The organism is Cytobacillus gottheilii (assembly GCF_018582665.1).
Lineage (GTDB): Bacteria > Bacillota > Bacilli > Bacillales > Cytobacillaceae > Cytobacillus > Cytobacillus gottheilii.
In genome coordinates this window covers 3,897,630-3,913,155 of the sequence record NZ_CP071709.1, presented here as the reverse complement: position 1 = coordinate 3,913,155, position 15,526 = coordinate 3,897,630, and the positions used below count along the sequence as shown (strand labels likewise).

General features: G+C 39.5%; 13 protein-coding genes and 1 other RNA gene. 12 read left to right on the top strand and 2 right to left on the bottom strand.

The window, feature by feature from the left end; genetic code table 11:
• Positions 1–225: 225 nt before the first annotated feature.
• The 4 genes from J1899_RS19505 (at position 226) to eno (ending at position 5,309) form a co-directional block, all read left to right on the top strand.
• A complete protein-coding gene (locus tag J1899_RS19505) occupies positions 226–1,410 on the top strand; it encodes a phosphoglycerate kinase (RefSeq protein WP_066442635.1) in 1,185 nt (394 codons plus the stop codon).
• Positions 1,411–1,678: 268 nt separating this feature from the next.
• The gene (gene tpiA, locus J1899_RS19500; RefSeq protein WP_214476089.1) at positions 1,679–2,440 is read left to right on the top strand and encodes a triose-phosphate isomerase; all 762 of its coding nucleotides are present in this window, start codon (positions 1,679–1,681) and stop codon (positions 2,438–2,440) included.
• Positions 2,433–3,968, top strand: a complete 1,536-nt coding sequence (gpmI, locus tag J1899_RS19495) for a 2,3-bisphosphoglycerate-independent phosphoglycerate mutase (RefSeq protein ID WP_214476087.1) — start codon at positions 2,433–2,435, stop codon at positions 3,966–3,968. The genes tpiA and gpmI overlap by 8 nt, the downstream gene beginning before the upstream one ends.
• A 45-nt stretch (positions 3,969–4,013) precedes the next feature.
• Positions 4,014–5,309, top strand: coding sequence for a phosphopyruvate hydratase (gene eno, locus J1899_RS19490; RefSeq protein ID WP_066442638.1), 1,296 nt, complete (start codon positions 4,014–4,016; stop codon positions 5,307–5,309).
• 515 nt (positions 5,310–5,824) lie between these two features.
• Here the strand turns inward: eno and J1899_RS19485 are convergent.
• Positions 5,825–6,784: an NERD domain-containing protein gene (locus J1899_RS19485; RefSeq protein WP_214476085.1), complete on the bottom strand. Its 960-nt coding sequence runs from the start codon at positions 6,782–6,784 to the stop codon at positions 5,825–5,827.
• Positions 6,785–6,886: 102 nt separating this feature from the next.
• Here J1899_RS19485 and J1899_RS19480 point away from each other — a divergent pair, with 102 nt between their 5' ends.
• From J1899_RS19480 to J1899_RS19445, 8 genes are all read left to right on the top strand, one after another.
• The gene (locus J1899_RS19480) at positions 6,887–7,480 is read left to right on the top strand and encodes an SF0329 family protein (protein WP_214476083.1); all 594 of its coding nucleotides are present in this window, start codon (positions 6,887–6,889) and stop codon (positions 7,478–7,480) included.
• Between the two features lie 57 nt (positions 7,481–7,537).
• Positions 7,538–7,771, top strand: coding sequence for a preprotein translocase subunit SecG (gene secG / locus J1899_RS19475; RefSeq protein WP_066442642.1), 234 nt, complete (start codon positions 7,538–7,540; stop codon positions 7,769–7,771).
• A 161-nt stretch (positions 7,772–7,932) separates the two neighbouring features.
• Entirely contained in the window at positions 7,933–8,679 is a 747-nt protein-coding gene (locus J1899_RS19470; protein ID WP_214476081.1) for an alpha/beta hydrolase, read from the top strand.
• A gap of 74 nt (positions 8,680–8,753) precedes the next feature.
• Positions 8,754–11,042 carry a ribonuclease R gene (rnr, locus tag J1899_RS19465; RefSeq protein WP_425515014.1) on the top strand — a complete coding sequence of 763 codons (2,289 nt, stop codon included), beginning with the start codon at positions 8,754–8,756 and terminating at the stop codon, positions 11,040–11,042.
• Positions 11,043–11,159: 117 nt separating this feature from the next.
• On the top strand, positions 11,160–11,627 hold the full coding sequence (smpB, locus tag J1899_RS19460; protein ID WP_066442645.1) for an SsrA-binding protein SmpB: 468 nt from the start codon (positions 11,160–11,162) through the stop codon (positions 11,625–11,627).
• Between the two features lie 174 nt (positions 11,628–11,801).
• Positions 11,802–12,161: a transfer-messenger RNA gene (gene ssrA / locus J1899_RS19455) on the top strand.
• Positions 12,162–12,664: 503 nt separating this feature from the next.
• On the top strand, positions 12,665–13,255 hold the full coding sequence (locus J1899_RS19450; RefSeq protein ID WP_214476077.1) for a dCTP deaminase/dUTPase family protein: 591 nt from the start codon (positions 12,665–12,667) through the stop codon (positions 13,253–13,255).
• Positions 13,256–13,737: 482 nt separating this feature from the next.
• Positions 13,738–14,382, top strand: a complete 645-nt coding sequence (locus J1899_RS19445) for a hypothetical protein (RefSeq protein ID WP_214476075.1) — start codon at positions 13,738–13,740, stop codon at positions 14,380–14,382.
• A 314-nt stretch (positions 14,383–14,696) separates the two neighbouring features.
• Here J1899_RS19445 and J1899_RS19440 read toward each other — a convergent pair whose 3' ends face one another.
• Positions 14,697–15,272 (bottom strand): hypothetical protein, encoded by a 576-nt coding sequence (locus J1899_RS19440; protein ID WP_214476072.1) that lies wholly within the window; start codon positions 15,270–15,272, stop codon positions 14,697–14,699.
• Between the last annotated feature and the right edge of the window lie 254 nt (positions 15,273–15,526).

Here is a 15,526-nt window from a genome sequence, read left to right as displayed (position 1 = left end):
ATAACATATGTGAATGTCTATAATGATAAATGGGAACGGGGGAGCAGGGAACATATCCCTCTCCCCCGTTGTCTTTTCATGGGCATATGGCTTATGAAAAGCAGTTAGCGCAAACTGCGTCCCAGGCATGCTTTTTTAGGCTTGCCAGTGTACGAGTTTCTTATTGGCAAAGCAAATATTATATTTAGAAGATCAGCAAATCTTCTAATAGGAGGTTCTTTTGCTATGAACAAGAAAAGCGTCAAAGATGTTGATTTAAAAGGCAAACGTGTATTTTGCCGTGTAGACTTTAACGTTCCAATGAAGGACGGTCAAGTTACAGACGAAACACGTATACGTGCAGCATTGTCTACGATTAATTATTTAACAGAGCAAGGAGCAAAAGTTATTCTTGCAAGCCACCTTGGCCGTCCAAAAGGAGCCGTTGTTGAAGAACTTCGTTTAACTCCTGTTGCAAAACGTCTTTCAGAGCTTCTTGGCAAAGAAGTGAAAAAGGCAGATGAGGCATATGGCGATTCTGTTAAAGAATTAGTAGGAACAATGAATGAAGGCGATGTTTTATTATTAGAAAACGTTCGTTTTTATGCTGGTGAAGAAAAGAATGATCCTGAATTAGCGAAAGCTTTTGCTGAACTTGCAGATGTTTATGTGAATGATGCATTTGGAGCAGCACACCGTGCGCATGCTTCAACAGAAGGAATTGCACACCATCTTCCAGCTGTTTCCGGATTGCTAATGGAGAAAGAATTAGCTGTACTTGGAAAAGCAATGTCCAATCCTGAGCGTCCTTTCACTGCAATCATTGGCGGAGCAAAAGTAAAAGATAAAATCGGTGTTATTGAAAACCTTCTTGATAAAGTAGATAACCTAATCATCGGCGGCGGACTTGCTTACACATTTGTAAAAGCTCAAGGCCATGAGATCGGAAAATCTCTTCTAGAAGAAGACAAAATGGATTTAGCTCTTTCTTTCATTGAAAAAGCGAAAGAAAAAGGCGTTAAATTCTATATGCCAGTTGATGTAATTGTTTCTGATGATTTCTCAGAAGATGCAAATACAAAAGTAGTATCCATTGAAGAAATCCCTGCAGATTGGGAAGCATTAGATATTGGACCGAAAACAGCTGAAATTTACAGCGAAGTTATTCAAAATTCTAAGCTTGTGATCTGGAACGGACCAATGGGTGTATTTGAACTAAACAAATTCGCTGGCGGAACAAAAGCTGTTGCAGAAGCACTTGCTGAAGCAAACGATACATATTCAGTCATCGGTGGCGGAGACTCTGCAGCTGCAGTTGAAAAGTTCCACTTAGCAGACAGAATGAGCCACATCTCTACAGGCGGCGGTGCTTCCCTTGAGTTTATCGAAGGAAAAGAACTTCCTGGAGTAGTAGCGTTAAACGATAAATAAGGTTGGAAACTGATTGTTGTTTATTAACTTTTGAACAGAATTATTTTGAGTATTCTAGTTGATTGGAGCGGAATGGCGCGAGACTCCTGCGGGAGAAGTGAGAAAGCTGAGACCCCGCAGGTGCGAAAGCGCCGAGGAGGCTCAGCTCTCACCCGCGGAAAGCGAGTGCCATGCAGTGGAAAATCACGCTACTCTTGTTTGAAATAAGATGGCAATAAGATCTGTGAAACAGCCTAAATGAAAGAACGAATGAAAGGATGTGCCCACCATGCGTAAACCTATTATCGCAGGAAACTGGAAAATGCATAAAACACTTTCCGAGGCAAAATCATTTATTGAAGAAGTAAACGGACTAGTTCCTGATCAAGAAAAGGTTGAAACAGTTGTTTGTGCACCTGCACTATTTTTAGAGCGTTTAGTTGAAAGCACTGAAGGTACAGCTGTACAAATCGGTGCACAAAACATGCACTTTGAAAACTCAGGTGCTTTTACAGGTGAAACAAGCCCAGTTGCACTTGCAGATCTTGGTGTGAAATATGTCATTTTAGGCCACTCTGAGCGCCGTGAAATGTTTAACGAAACAGACGAGTCTGTTAACAAAAAGACATTGGCAGCATTTGCTCACGGTCTAACTCCAATTGTTTGTGTTGGTGAATCGCTTGAACAGCGTGAAAACGGCGAAACAAACCAGCTTGTTGGTGATCAAGTTGAAAAAGCTCTTGCTGGATTAACTGAAGATCAAGTAAAAGAAACAGTTATTGCATACGAACCAATCTGGGCAATCGGCACTGGTAAATCTTCTACAGCAGCAGATGCTAATGAAGTATGTGCACACATTCGCCAAGTAGTAGCAAAACAATTCTCTCAAACAGCTGCTGATGCAGTCCGCATTCAATATGGCGGCAGTGTAAAGCCTGCTAACATTAAAGAATACATGAGCGAATCTGATATTGATGGTGCTCTTGTTGGCGGTGCTAGCTTAGAAGCACAATCATTCCTGCAATTATTGGAGGCAGGCAAGAATGACTAAATCACCAGTAGCACTGATTATCCTGGATGGATTCGCGTTAAGAGGCGAAACAATGGGTAATGCGGTTGCTCAAGCTAAAAAGCCAAACTTTGACCGGTTTTGGAATCAATATCCGCATGCACAGCTTGTTGCAAGCGGTGAAGCGGTAGGATTGCCAGAAGGACAAATGGGTAACTCTGAAGTTGGCCATTTAAATATTGGTGCCGGACGTGTTGTTTACCAAAGCTTAACAAGAGTGAACGTTGCGATTCGTGAAGGAAATTTTGAGAAAAACGAAACATTCCTTTCAGCAATTGAACATGTTAAGAAAACGGGCAAGAATCTTCACTTAATGGGCTTGCTTTCTGACGGCGGTGTTCATAGCCATATCGAACATTTATATGCACTTCTTCGTTTAGCTGCTGAAGAAGGCGTAAAAAATGTATATGTGCACGCCTTCCTTGATGGACGTGATGTAGGACCAAAAACAGCTGAGAAGTACATCAAAGCTGCTGAGGAAAAGATGAAGGAATATGGTGTCGGCCAATTCGCGACCATTTCTGGACGCTATTACTCTATGGACCGCGACAAACGCTGGGAGCGTGTGGAAAAGTCTTATCGCTCGATGGTATACGGTGAAGGTCCTTCTTATTCTTCTGCCCTTGATTTAGTAGAGGATAATTATCGCAACGGGATCTTTGATGAGTTCGTGATTCCGTCTGTTATTACAAAAGAAGACGGTACACCTGTAGGAGCAATCGAAGACGAGGATGCAGTTATTTTCTATAACTTCCGTCCTGACCGTGCGATCCAAATTTCCAATACATTTACGAACAAGGATTTCAGATCTTTCGACAGAGGTCCAAAGCATCCGAATAGCCTATATTTCGTTTGTTTGACACATTTTAGTGAAACAGTTGACGGATTTGTTGCGTTTAAACCAACAAACTTGGATAATACTTTAGGAGAGGTATTATCGCAAAACAAATTAAGACAGCTTCGAATTGCTGAAACAGAGAAATATCCACATGTTACCTTCTTTATGAGTGGTGGACGTGAGGAGAAGTTCCCTGGTGAAGAAAGAATTCTGATCAATTCTCCAAAAGTTGCAACGTACGATTTACAGCCGGAAATGAGTGCATACGAATTAACGGATGCTCTTTTAAAAGAGATTGAAGCCGATAATTTCGATGCAATCATTTTAAACTTTGCCAATCCGGATATGGTTGGACACTCTGGCATGCTGGAGCCGACAATCAAAGCGGTAGAAACAGTTGATGAATGTCTTGGCAAGATTATTGATGCTCTTGTAGCTAAGGGCGGACATGCAATCATTACTGCTGACCACGGAAATGCTGATGAAGTTGTGACATTGGACGGCAATCCAATGACCGCTCATACGACAAATCCGGTTCCGGTCATTGTGACAAAAGAAGGCGTGACTTTGCGTGAGGATGGAATTCTTGGTGATCTTGCTCCAACAGTTTTGGATCTATTAGGTCTTGAGAAGCCAACAGAAATGACAGGCACATCCATTCTGAAGAAATAACTTGTTTTTTAAACTATTTTTTTATATAAAAAGGAGAGAATTATTATGCCATTTATCCAACATGTATATGCTCGTGAAGTATTAGACTCTCGCGGTAACCCAACAATCGAAGTAGAAGTGTTAACAGAATCAGGCTTTTTCGGCCGTGCAATGGTGCCATCTGGTGCATCAACTGGTGAGCACGAAGCTGTAGAACTTCGCGATGGCGACAAGTCTCGCTACCTTGGAAAAGGTGTTCAAAAAGCAGTAGATAACGTAAATAACCTTATCGCTGAAGCAGTAATTGGCTTAGATGTAACAGATCAAGTGGGCATCGACCGCACAATGATCGAACTAGATGGTACTGAAAACAAAGGCAAACTAGGCGCTAACGCTATCCTAGGTGTTTCTATGGCTGCTGCACATGCTGCTGCTGAGTCTGTAGGACTTCCTTTATACCGTTACCTTGGCGGTTTCAACGCGAAGCAGCTTCCAACTCCAATGATGAACATCATCAACGGTGGTTCTCATGCTGATAACAACGTTGACTTCCAAGAATTCATGATCATGCCTGTTGGAGCTCCAACATTCAAAGAAGCAATCCGTATGGGTGCTGAAGTATTCCACAGCTTGAAAAAGGTTCTTTCTGGCAAAGGTTTAAACACAGCTGTTGGTGACGAAGGCGGATTTGCTCCAAACCTTGGTTCTAACCGTGAAGCTCTTGAAGTAATCATCGAAGCAATCACAAACGCTGGCTACGAAGCTGGTAAAGACATCTACCTTGCAATGGACGTTGCTTCTTCTGAGTTCTATAACAAAGAAACAAGCAAATACGATCTTGCAGGCGAAGGACGCACAGGCTTAACTTCTGAAGATATGGTTAACTTCTACGAAGAGCTTGTTAACGAATTCCCAATCATCTCAATTGAAGATGGTCTTGACGAAAACGACTGGGATGGCCACAAACTATTAACTGAGCGTATTGGCGGCAAAGTTCAACTTGTTGGTGACGACCTATTCGTTACTAACACGAAGAAACTTGCACAAGGTATTGAGCAAGGCGTTGGTAACTCAATCCTAATCAAAGTAAACCAAATCGGTACACTTACAGAAACATTCGAAGCAATCGAAATGGCGAAGCGCGCTGGCTACACAGCAGTAGTTTCTCACCGTTCTGGTGAAACAGAAGACGCAACAATCGCTGACATCGCTGTTGCAACAAACGCTGGCCAAATCAAAACTGGTTCTATGTCCCGTACAGACCGTATCGCGAAATACAACCAACTTCTTCGCATCGAAGACGAACTTGGCGATTTAGCTGTTTATGATGGTTTGAAATCTTTTTATAACTTGAGCAAGTAAGTTTTGAGTGAGGAGCGGCCTGTGGGGGCCGCTCTTTTTTTTGTGTGTTTGGTTTTTTGAGTGGCGTTTTGGCGAATAATATGGTGTTTATGGCGAATAAAAAATTTTAACGGCGAATATATTGGAATAACGGCGAATATATTCATTTTACAGCGAATATATTCTTAGGACGGCGAATATATCAAATTACATATTCAAACTCACTGGAGTTTATAATGTTTTTTTGGTATGGAACTAACCGAAAGAGACAAACTGATTCTTTTGACAAGTATTTAACTGAAAATTGGTCATATTAGGGAGCTATTTTGCAGCCGTCATTAAAGGTGTATATGAATTGGCTCTCACATTGCAGATCTTAGGGAATGAAAATGTTAATTTAGAATTTAGCGAATAAAATGATGTTTATGGCGAATAAAAAATTTTAACGGCGAATATATCGGAATAACGGCGAATATATTCATTTTTTCAGCGAATAAATTCTCTGGACGGCGAATATCCAAGCTAAGTGATCTCTCTCACTCTCGTTTAAAGTAGATTCTTCCCTTTTTATCACCTGAAAAAGGCAAATCCATTGCTTTTAACAACTTTTGAGCTGCATGAACGGACTCCAAATGCACAAAATCCCTAAATTGTTTATTTGTTATAGACGGACCCATCAAATAAAAATAGTCCTGTAACGCTTTAACATGTGCTTGCCTGTCCTTTGCACCACACTTAGGACACAACCATGTTCTTTTCGTTCGCATCATAGGAAGGTGACCGCAATTTGGACATCTCACTCCAGTTACAATCTCCTCTGGCCTGATGCCATACCGATCCAAAGCATTAAATGACTCTGGAGTATGACTTTTAAGCAGCTGCTTATTTAGTTTGCGAACTCCCTTCATATCCAAGTGCTCTTTTTTATAACGCTGATTCACCTCCTCTATTTTTTCAAGCAAACTGTGGCCATGAATTACTTTTTTCAAAGCATACTGGTTTTGGGGATTTGTTTTTAGAATGGTAGAAGGATTGCTGATTACAACGAAAAATTCAATTGGCATCTGAATATCATGTTTGTACAGCCATTGCCGAAGCTGCTGCTGATGCCACTTTGCTTGGGAGATTGGATCTTGAAAGCCTTCCTCTTTATCATTGGCTGTGCGGATTAGCTGGTTGAAGGATTGATCGAAAAATAATGTACCAAAGAAGTTTTTGCATTCGAGGATTAAGGCATATCGCTGTGTGAGAATTAGATAATCAATTTGAAAGTAGTGTTTTCCGCTGGGTAAGCGGGGAGAGTGAAAGATGAAGGCATCATTTGGGGGCAGGAAATCCAAGTAATAGGAAACGGCTTTTTCACCCTTGAACCCAGCCGAAACTTTTATTAAATCCTGTTGAATAAGCGGCACTTTCGGATGGCTGATAAGCAGCCTTTCAGATAAAACTTCTAAACTAAAGATCCTTGCAGGAATGGATCGTTCTTTAACAATCAAAGTATCGCCTCCTTTCTAAAATAATTCCCTTCTTTTTATAAAATTCCTTTCGTAAATGTGAATAGAGTCATAAAATATAAGTTAATAAGGAGGCAATCCCCCATGAAATGGACCAAATTGAAAAAACTACTCGAAAATCGCTTATGCGAGTCCCTTAAAGGACGATTGGAAATCCGCACAACAGCTTACCGAAAAGCGCATGACCAGCCAAGCAGAATGTGGATTACATTAGATAAAAAAGAGATTTATTGTGCAGCTGATCAAGTCTTTGAAATGAACGTAGAAGAGCAATATCAGTTGTTAAAAGAAGAACAGCAACTAGAGCCGATTCCATATGATTCTGATTGGACAACTATGTTTCAGTCAAAGGAAAGAGCAGCCCTGCTTGATGCTTATGAGGAGGCAGAACAGATTGTAATAAAGAAGAATGTGATTGCAGAATACAGTATGTATCATTCTTTGCTTGAATATATCCAACTGTCTATTGATGAAGCGCTCCAATCGCAGGACCCTGTCATTAAGGCGTTTGCTATGCTAGACCGCAGATTAGGGAAAAGGCGTCTGGAAAAGCTGAAAGAGGAAAACAAGGAGTCGCATTCCTTCATTCAGTTGCTTTTACAAATACGGTGTGAGGCAGAAGGGCTAATCAACAAAAAATCAACACATCTTACCCAAGATATTGTCCAATTCCAATAAATATGATAAAATTTAAAATACTGTAAGTGTACGTTTCAGTTTCAGGAGGTGGGCTTAATGCATACATTATTCATTACATTACTGGTCATTGTTTCGATTGGACTTATTGTTGTTGTACTTCTTCAATCTGGTAAGAGTGCAGGACTTTCGGGTGCAATTTCCGGAGGAGCTGAGCAGCTTTTCGGAAAACAAAAGGCGCGTGGAATTGACTTAATTCTTCACCGTGTAACGATTGTGCTTTCTGTACTATTTTTCCTATTAACGATTGCTGTATCTTATTTTGCTCTATAAGCCTTTCCTGCCTGGCCGAAAAAGGTCAGGCTTTTATTATGCTTCGAAAAAATGGAATAATATTCCTCCTTCAAGACTTCTAAATGGATTGTTTTGTTTCGGTCTGTTAAAAATAGAACATACACATTAATCAAACGTTTGATTGAAAAGGGGTAAGAAGAATGAAAGTTGTTGCACCAAAGCCGTTTACGTTCGGAAATGGAAAGAGAGCTGTATTGCTTCTACACGGATTTACGGGAAATACTGCAGACGTCAGAATGCTGGCTCGCTATCTTGAAGGAAAAGGCTATACGTGTCATGCACCGTTATTTAAAGGTCATGGAGTTCCGCCAGAAGAGCTTGTTCATACAGGACCAGAGGATTGGTGGAAGGATGTAATGGAAGGATATGAGCTTTTAAAAGAGATGGGGCATCAGGAGATCGCTGTTGCTGGACTGTCACTTGGAGGCGTATTTTCACTTAAATTGGGTTACACTGTTCCTGTAAAGGGAATTGTTCCAATGTGCGCGCCAATGTATATTAAAAGCGAAGAGACGATGTACAAGGGCATATTGGCGTATGCTAGGGAATATAAAAAACTTGAAGGGAAATCTGCGGAACAGATTGATTCTGAGATGGCGGAATTTGAAAAAACGCCAATGAATACCCTAAAAGCCCTTCAAGAGCTGATTGCAGATGTAAGAAACCATGTGGATATGATCTATTCGCCAACATTTGTTGCACAAGCAAGACATGACCACATGATTAACACTGATAGTGCAAACATTATCTTTAATGAAGTAGAAAACGATTTAAAGAAACTAAAATGGTATGAAGAATCTGGACATGTTATTACGCTTGATAAACAGCGTGATGAGCTTCACGAGGATGTTTATCAGTTTTTAGAACAGTTAAATTGGGAAGACTAAAACAAATAGATATAAAAGGAGGGAATCCTTTGGAGAATAAGTCAGCAGAAATAATTGAACAGCTTTTGAGCCATATGAAAGATGAAGCGTATAAGCCTTTAACCGTTCAGGAGCTGGAAGAAGCATTTGGAATTGAAGATTCCGCTGATTTTAAGGATTTTGTGAAGGCGCTCGTTGTAATGGAGGAAAAAGGGTTAGTCGTTAGAACCCGCAGCAATCGTTATGGACTGCCGGAAAAAATGAATTTAATCCGCGGAAAAATGATAGGCCATGCAAAAGGCTTTGCGTTTGTTGTTCCGGATGAGCAGGGCATGGATGATATTTTTATCCCGCCAAATGAAACAAATAATGCGATGCATGGGGATATCGTGCTTGCTCGTGTAACAGCTGAATCGTCAGGTCAGCGCAGAGAAGGAACGATCGTCCGTATTCTAGAGCGCGGCATTCAGCAAATTGTCGGTACGTATACGGAAAGCAAGCATTTTGGATTTGTGATCCCTGATGATAAAAAGTTTGCCAGTGATATTTTTATCCCAAAAGCAAGCTCGAAAGGGGCAATAGAAGGCCATAAAGTCGTTGTAAAACTGACAACTTACCCAGAAGGACGAAAAAGCGCAGAAGGCGAAGTTATTGAAATTCTTGGCCATAAAAATGATCCGGGTGTTGATATTCTTTCGGTTATCCATAAGCATGGCCTGCCAATGGAGTTTCCAGACGATGTGCTTAAGCAGGCATCTGATACACCTGAAACCATTGATGAAAGTGAACTGAAAAACCGCCGTGACCTCAGAAACGAAACGATCGTGACGATTGATGGCGCAGATGCGAAGGACTTGGATGACGCTGTTACGGTTACAAAGCTTGAGAACGGAAACTACAGACTTGGTGTACATATTGCCGATGTTACCTATTATGTTACGGAGGATTCTTCAATTGACCGCGAAGCTGCAGACCGTGCGACAAGTGTATATCTCGTTGATCGCGTGATTCCGATGATTCCGCATCGTCTTTCAAATGGAATTTGTTCACTTAACCCGCAGGTTGATCGTTTAACGTTATCTTGTAATATGGAGATTACAGAAGACGGTGAAGTGGTCAATCATGAGATCTATCAAAGTGTGATTAAAACGGCAGAGCGGATGACGTATCATGATGTGAATAAAATTCTTGAGGATGAAGATGAAGAACTGATCAAGCGCTATGAACCATTAGTGCCAATGTTTAAAATGATGGAAGAGCTTGCTGCAATCTTACGCAAGAAGCGGATGCAGCGCGGAGCAATCGACTTTGATTTTAAAGAAGCAAAGGTGCTTGTTGATGACGAAGGTGCTCCAAAGGAAGTCGTTATTCGTGAACGTTCAGTTGCAGAGCGCTTGATTGAAGAGTTCATGCTTGCGGCCAATGAAACCGTTGCTGAACATTTTCACTGGATGGAAGTTCCGTTCATCTATCGTATTCACGAGGATCCAAAAGAAGACAAGCTGCGCCGATTCTTTGAATTTATCACGAACTTCGGCTATATCGTAAAAGGAACAGCCAATGCTGTACATCCGCGTGCACTTCAGGAAATCATTGAAGAAGTACAAGGGAAACCAGAGGAAATGGTGGTTTCAACCGTTATGCTTCGCTCGATGCAGCAGGCAAAATACGATCCGGAAAGCTTAGGACACTTTGGATTATCAACAGAGTTCTATACGCATTTTACCTCTCCGATCCGCCGTTATCCGGACTTAATCGTGCATCGTCTGATCCGCACGTATTTAATTGAAGGAAAAATTGACCAAGCAACAAGAGAGAAATGGAATATGCTTCTGCCTGATATTGCTGAGCACTCTTCTAATATGGAGCGCCGGGCAGTAGAAGCTGAGCGTGAAACGGACGAGCTGAAAAAAGCAGAATATATGGCAGATAAAATTGGCGAAGAGTACGACGGGATTATTAGTTCTGTTACAAACTTCGGAATGTTCGTCGAGCTGCCAAATACGATTGAAGGACTTGTTCATGTCAGCTATATGACCGATGATTATTATCGCTACGAAGAACGCCATATGGCGATGATCGGAGAACGTACAGGCAAGGTTTTCCGAATTGGTGATGAGATCACAGTACGTGTAGTCAATGTCAATAAAGATGAGCGTTCAATTGACTTTGAAATTGTCGGCATGAAGGGCACTCGCCGCCGTGAAACAAATGACGCACCAAAAGTATTTAAAACAGGCAGCTCAGATCGTAAACCGCGCCGTGGCAAAAGTGGTGAGGGTGAGAGAAAAGGCAGTGCTGCTGAAGGTTCAAAACGCAAACATAAAAAGAATAAAAAGCATTTTGAGAATGCTCCAAAAGCAAAGCGTAAGAAAAAACGATAAGCTATTGCTCCAAGTGTGAATTCACTTGGAGCAGTCAATATTCCGTTTTTAACCCCTTTTTGCTACAATAGAAGGAAACGCTTTGTACGCGAGCTGCAACACAAGGGGGAAGTCAGTATGCCAAAGGGTAGTGGAAAGGTTATTGCGCAAAATAAAAAAGCCTTTCATGATTATGCAATAGAAGAAACATATGAAGCAGGTCTTGTTTTACAGGGTACAGAGATTAAGTCCATTCGAAATGGCCGCGTTAATTTAAAAGATTCTTATGCACGCATCATTAACGGTGAAATGTTCTTGATTGGCATGCATGTAAGTCCATATGAGCAGGGAAATCGATATAACCATGATCCGTTAAGAACAAGAAAACTGCTGCTTCACCGCAAGGAGATCAACAAGCTGATCGGTGAAACAAAGCAGTCCGGTTATGCACTTGTGCCTCTAAAACTCTATTTGAAAAATGGGTATGCTAAAGTGGCAATTGGCTTGGCAAGAGGGAAAAAGAAATATGACAAGCGTGAAGATCTGAAGAAAAAAGAAGCGAAACGCGAGGTTGAACGTGCTTTCCGTGAACGGCAGAAGATGTAGTTCCAAAACCTTACAATTGAAATTCTCTGTCACTATGTTATAATAATTTATGTCACCAAGTGGTGATACAAACTTTAGCTCATCTATTTCGAGCTTCCGAAACGTCAGCATGACGTCATGTTTGACTCATTTATAAAGCGGGAATAGGTTAAATACCGACGCTTTTCTTATAATGGGGACGCTACGGATTCGACAGGGATAGTTCGAGCTTAGGTTGCGAGTCGAGGGGATCGACCTCGTTAAAACGTCAACGCCTATAACTGGCAAACAACAAAACAACTTCGCTTTAGCTGCTTAATAGCGCTTTAGTGGTTCCTCCCTCCATTGCCCATGTGGTAGGGTAAGGGACTCAAACTTAGTGGGCTACGCCGGATTCCACCGTCTGAGGATGAAGGAAGAGAATAACCAGACTAGCTGACCGGGCGCCAGTCGATAGGCAGATGGCTCAGCGAAATACGAATATATCGACTACACTCGTAGAAGCTTAAGTGCCGATATCTTTGGACGAGGGTTCGACTCCCTCCGTCTCCACCAAATACATATTTGGTGGTTTTTTATTTTTTGTGACGTAAAGCATAAATTTTCCGTTTGGAAGCTTTATGTTTTTTTTTTTTGGGAAACTTTATGCTTGAATTCTATAAATAGGCATTTTATTTCATTATAATAGCATTATTATTCATTAAAAATTGAGCAAAATTTTCACCTTTATTAAATAATACTGGAAGCCAATGATTTGTTTTGTAATGATACACTCTTATTACTATCGGCAAATTTAGAGCTTTTCAATCCATCTATTTGAGTATGGTAAAAATAGTTACCAAAGTGTATTATTTATATTAAAATCGTATATTCGGAGGAAATGATGCTTAGTAATAAAGATATAGTAAGAGAAATTATTAAAAGTAAGAACTTAGCTATTTATCCATTAAATACTGAATATATAAATGGCAGTTCAATTAATTTAACTGCCAGTGATTTGGCATGGTATTCTGCTGAAAAAAGTACAGGAACTGACTCACAAGGAGAACCAATTATTATTGATATTCCTGGTAAGTATGCTTGTAAAACAAGGGAAAATAAATATTCCAAAAGGAGAAACTGTAAATATATTAACTCAAGAAGCAATATGGGTTTCACGAAAAATTAGCGGCACTTATCATTCAAGGGTTTCGTTTTCAGCAAAAGGCTTAAGTAACATTTCAACAACATTAGATCCTAAATGGTGTGGGTTATCTTTAATATCAATCACAAATAATTCTAAGTATGATCAGAGTATTAATGTAGGGGATGGTATTGTAACCTTAACTTTTGATTATTTAAATAGAAAAGCTTCAAAAGATCATGTAGAGATCGCAGCAAGTAGACAAGATATTTATAATAGATTTGATATGTCGGATATTGAGTCAAAAAGGCTACAATATTTACAAGGAAATGAGCATAGAACTCCATTTAGAATTAAAAAGAATATGAGAGAGTCTGACATATACAAACAGTTAAGACAAGATACTCCATTAAAGAGGTTCTATAATAATTTTTTATTAAATCCAATTGTATTATTGGTGATTGGTGCCGTATTAACTAAAGTAGGTGAAAGCATTTATAAGTGGATTTCTGGATTGTTCAGTTAATCCGTCATAAAAAATTAATATTAAATAACAATATAATGGCTATGGAAAGGTTGTACCCGTTGTTATATTTATAGATTATGATTTAAATTGAGGGGAGCAAAACAAAATAGAATGTATATCATTATTAAATTAAAGCTAATCTCTCTATTATCTTTAATTCGAACCTCAAAGGAAATATACTAGAATCCTAAGTTTAATGGCTTGTGCAATGGGGATAGTGAATATTTTATTTATTTCTATGTAGAACAAAATATTTTTTTCTATCTTCCACTTGATTATCTATATGCTGATAATTAGTGCGTGTATAACGATTGCAAAGAATAAAAAGAAGAACAGTAATGCCATATAAAATACTATAGCTAAATTCTCCTTCCTAAAAACCAAAAGAGATATCGATATTTAAACATAGAAGAGTCCTAATCGATTCTCCTATCAAACAAATAACACATAATTCAAATTAAGAAAAAGGGAGTATTACATAAATGACAAATAAAAAATGGGAAGAAATTATCTTGGTTGCACCTCGTAATACAGTATTCAACAATGAATCATTAGCTTTTCAAGGTACTGAACAACGCAAGGAAGTAGTAGAAGAAATCATCACTAACTTATCCGATTCTAATACTTCCTTTCGAAGAGGTGCAACAACCGATCCTACACCTAAAGAGAATAATGCTGAAATTAATACTGACTATAAACAACCTATTCCTTACGTATTAATTAAACGTTGTAATGAAATCTATACGTATGAACGTTTATCCGGCGGAGGGGAATCACGATTGCATAGCAAGTTATCTCTTGGGGTCGGTGGTCATATGAATCCAGAAGAAGGTAATTTTCAAGAAGTGTTAATGTATAATCTTAATCGTGAATTAGAGGAAGAATTAAACATCCAATCTTCTGCTCGCAATTTACAATTTATCGGATTAATTAATGACGACTTAAATGAGGTAGGTAAAGTACATCTAGGCATCTTAGCAATCCTTGAATTATCAAATGATGCTACTGTAGCTGTTCGTGAAGTAGAACAACTTAAAGGTTACTGGTTAACTATTGATGAGTTAAAACAGTCCTGTACATATGACCGATTAGAACCCTGGTCACAAATTGCGGTAGATATTCTCTAGTTCAGAAGTGAAATTTCCTAGAACAAAAATAAAGTATAAGCTTTCCCAAAACATTAAATAACGAGTTTTCATTTGATATATTGAAAATATTCAATGAGTGAAAATTGAAAGCCTGACTGAAATGTGCCGTCAATTCAAGTGTCTCTAGGCGTGGAAAGGTTATGCCCTTATTTGGTGGAAAGGCTATGGTTTACATCACTTTCAATTATAAATTTCAAACGAAGTAGACCAGTCGCTGATTTTGGCTGATCTACTAATATAAAAGGGCGGAGAAAAACTTCCTGCTCTTTTTCTGTTTTCCTGCTCGAAATCATTCATAACATATTTGCGACACCTAAATAGTCGCCTAACGATATCATATAAAGACTGCCATTCGGATCGAATCTGGAGTGTATAAGATATAAACTCTTAATATCCTGAGATTTAATTTCCACTTCATGATGCGAAGACCAATATTCCTTAGTTTCTTTGTCATAAATATAACTCAGCGAGTTTTCGGGCTCTTGCTGCGTCGCACGGGATTTGTCACCGTATACTTCCATCGTTTCTTGTTCATTCATCCCCAGGCTGACCCCATCAGCAGTTTCATATACACCTTCCGAGTCTTCACTAAGGATCATTGATACAACTTTATCTTCTCTATATACAACACCGAGCCCAGAATCATAGCCTGTGAGACCATCTTCATCGAAATTATCCTCGCCCAGCTCTTCATTTACTTCGTCTCTTGTCATGCCATAGGAAATTTTGGCACCGTCGTCAAGCCTGATTACTGCTAACTGATCTTCACTGATTCCCTCTTTCTGATCCTGGTCCTGACTCTGGCTCGGGCTGCATCCCACTAACAGAATCAGAATAAACAAAATAAGCATCAATCCTTTTAGCTTCATACCATCCCACCTATCCCTTTTTCCTAAAGTTTACCATGGGCTATGAAGGAAAAGAACCGTGCTTTTAGGTCTAGGACGACTATCCTGAAGACTTGAATTTCTATATTTTGACTTCCATTAACTATACTGGTTTTTACCTTGGATAATTTAAGCTTTATGATTTGGGATAATTTGGTTTGCTTCACATAATGAGCTAATTAAAAGGCTGATTTTCATATATTTATCTTCTTTAAACTGTTCACATCATTTTACCT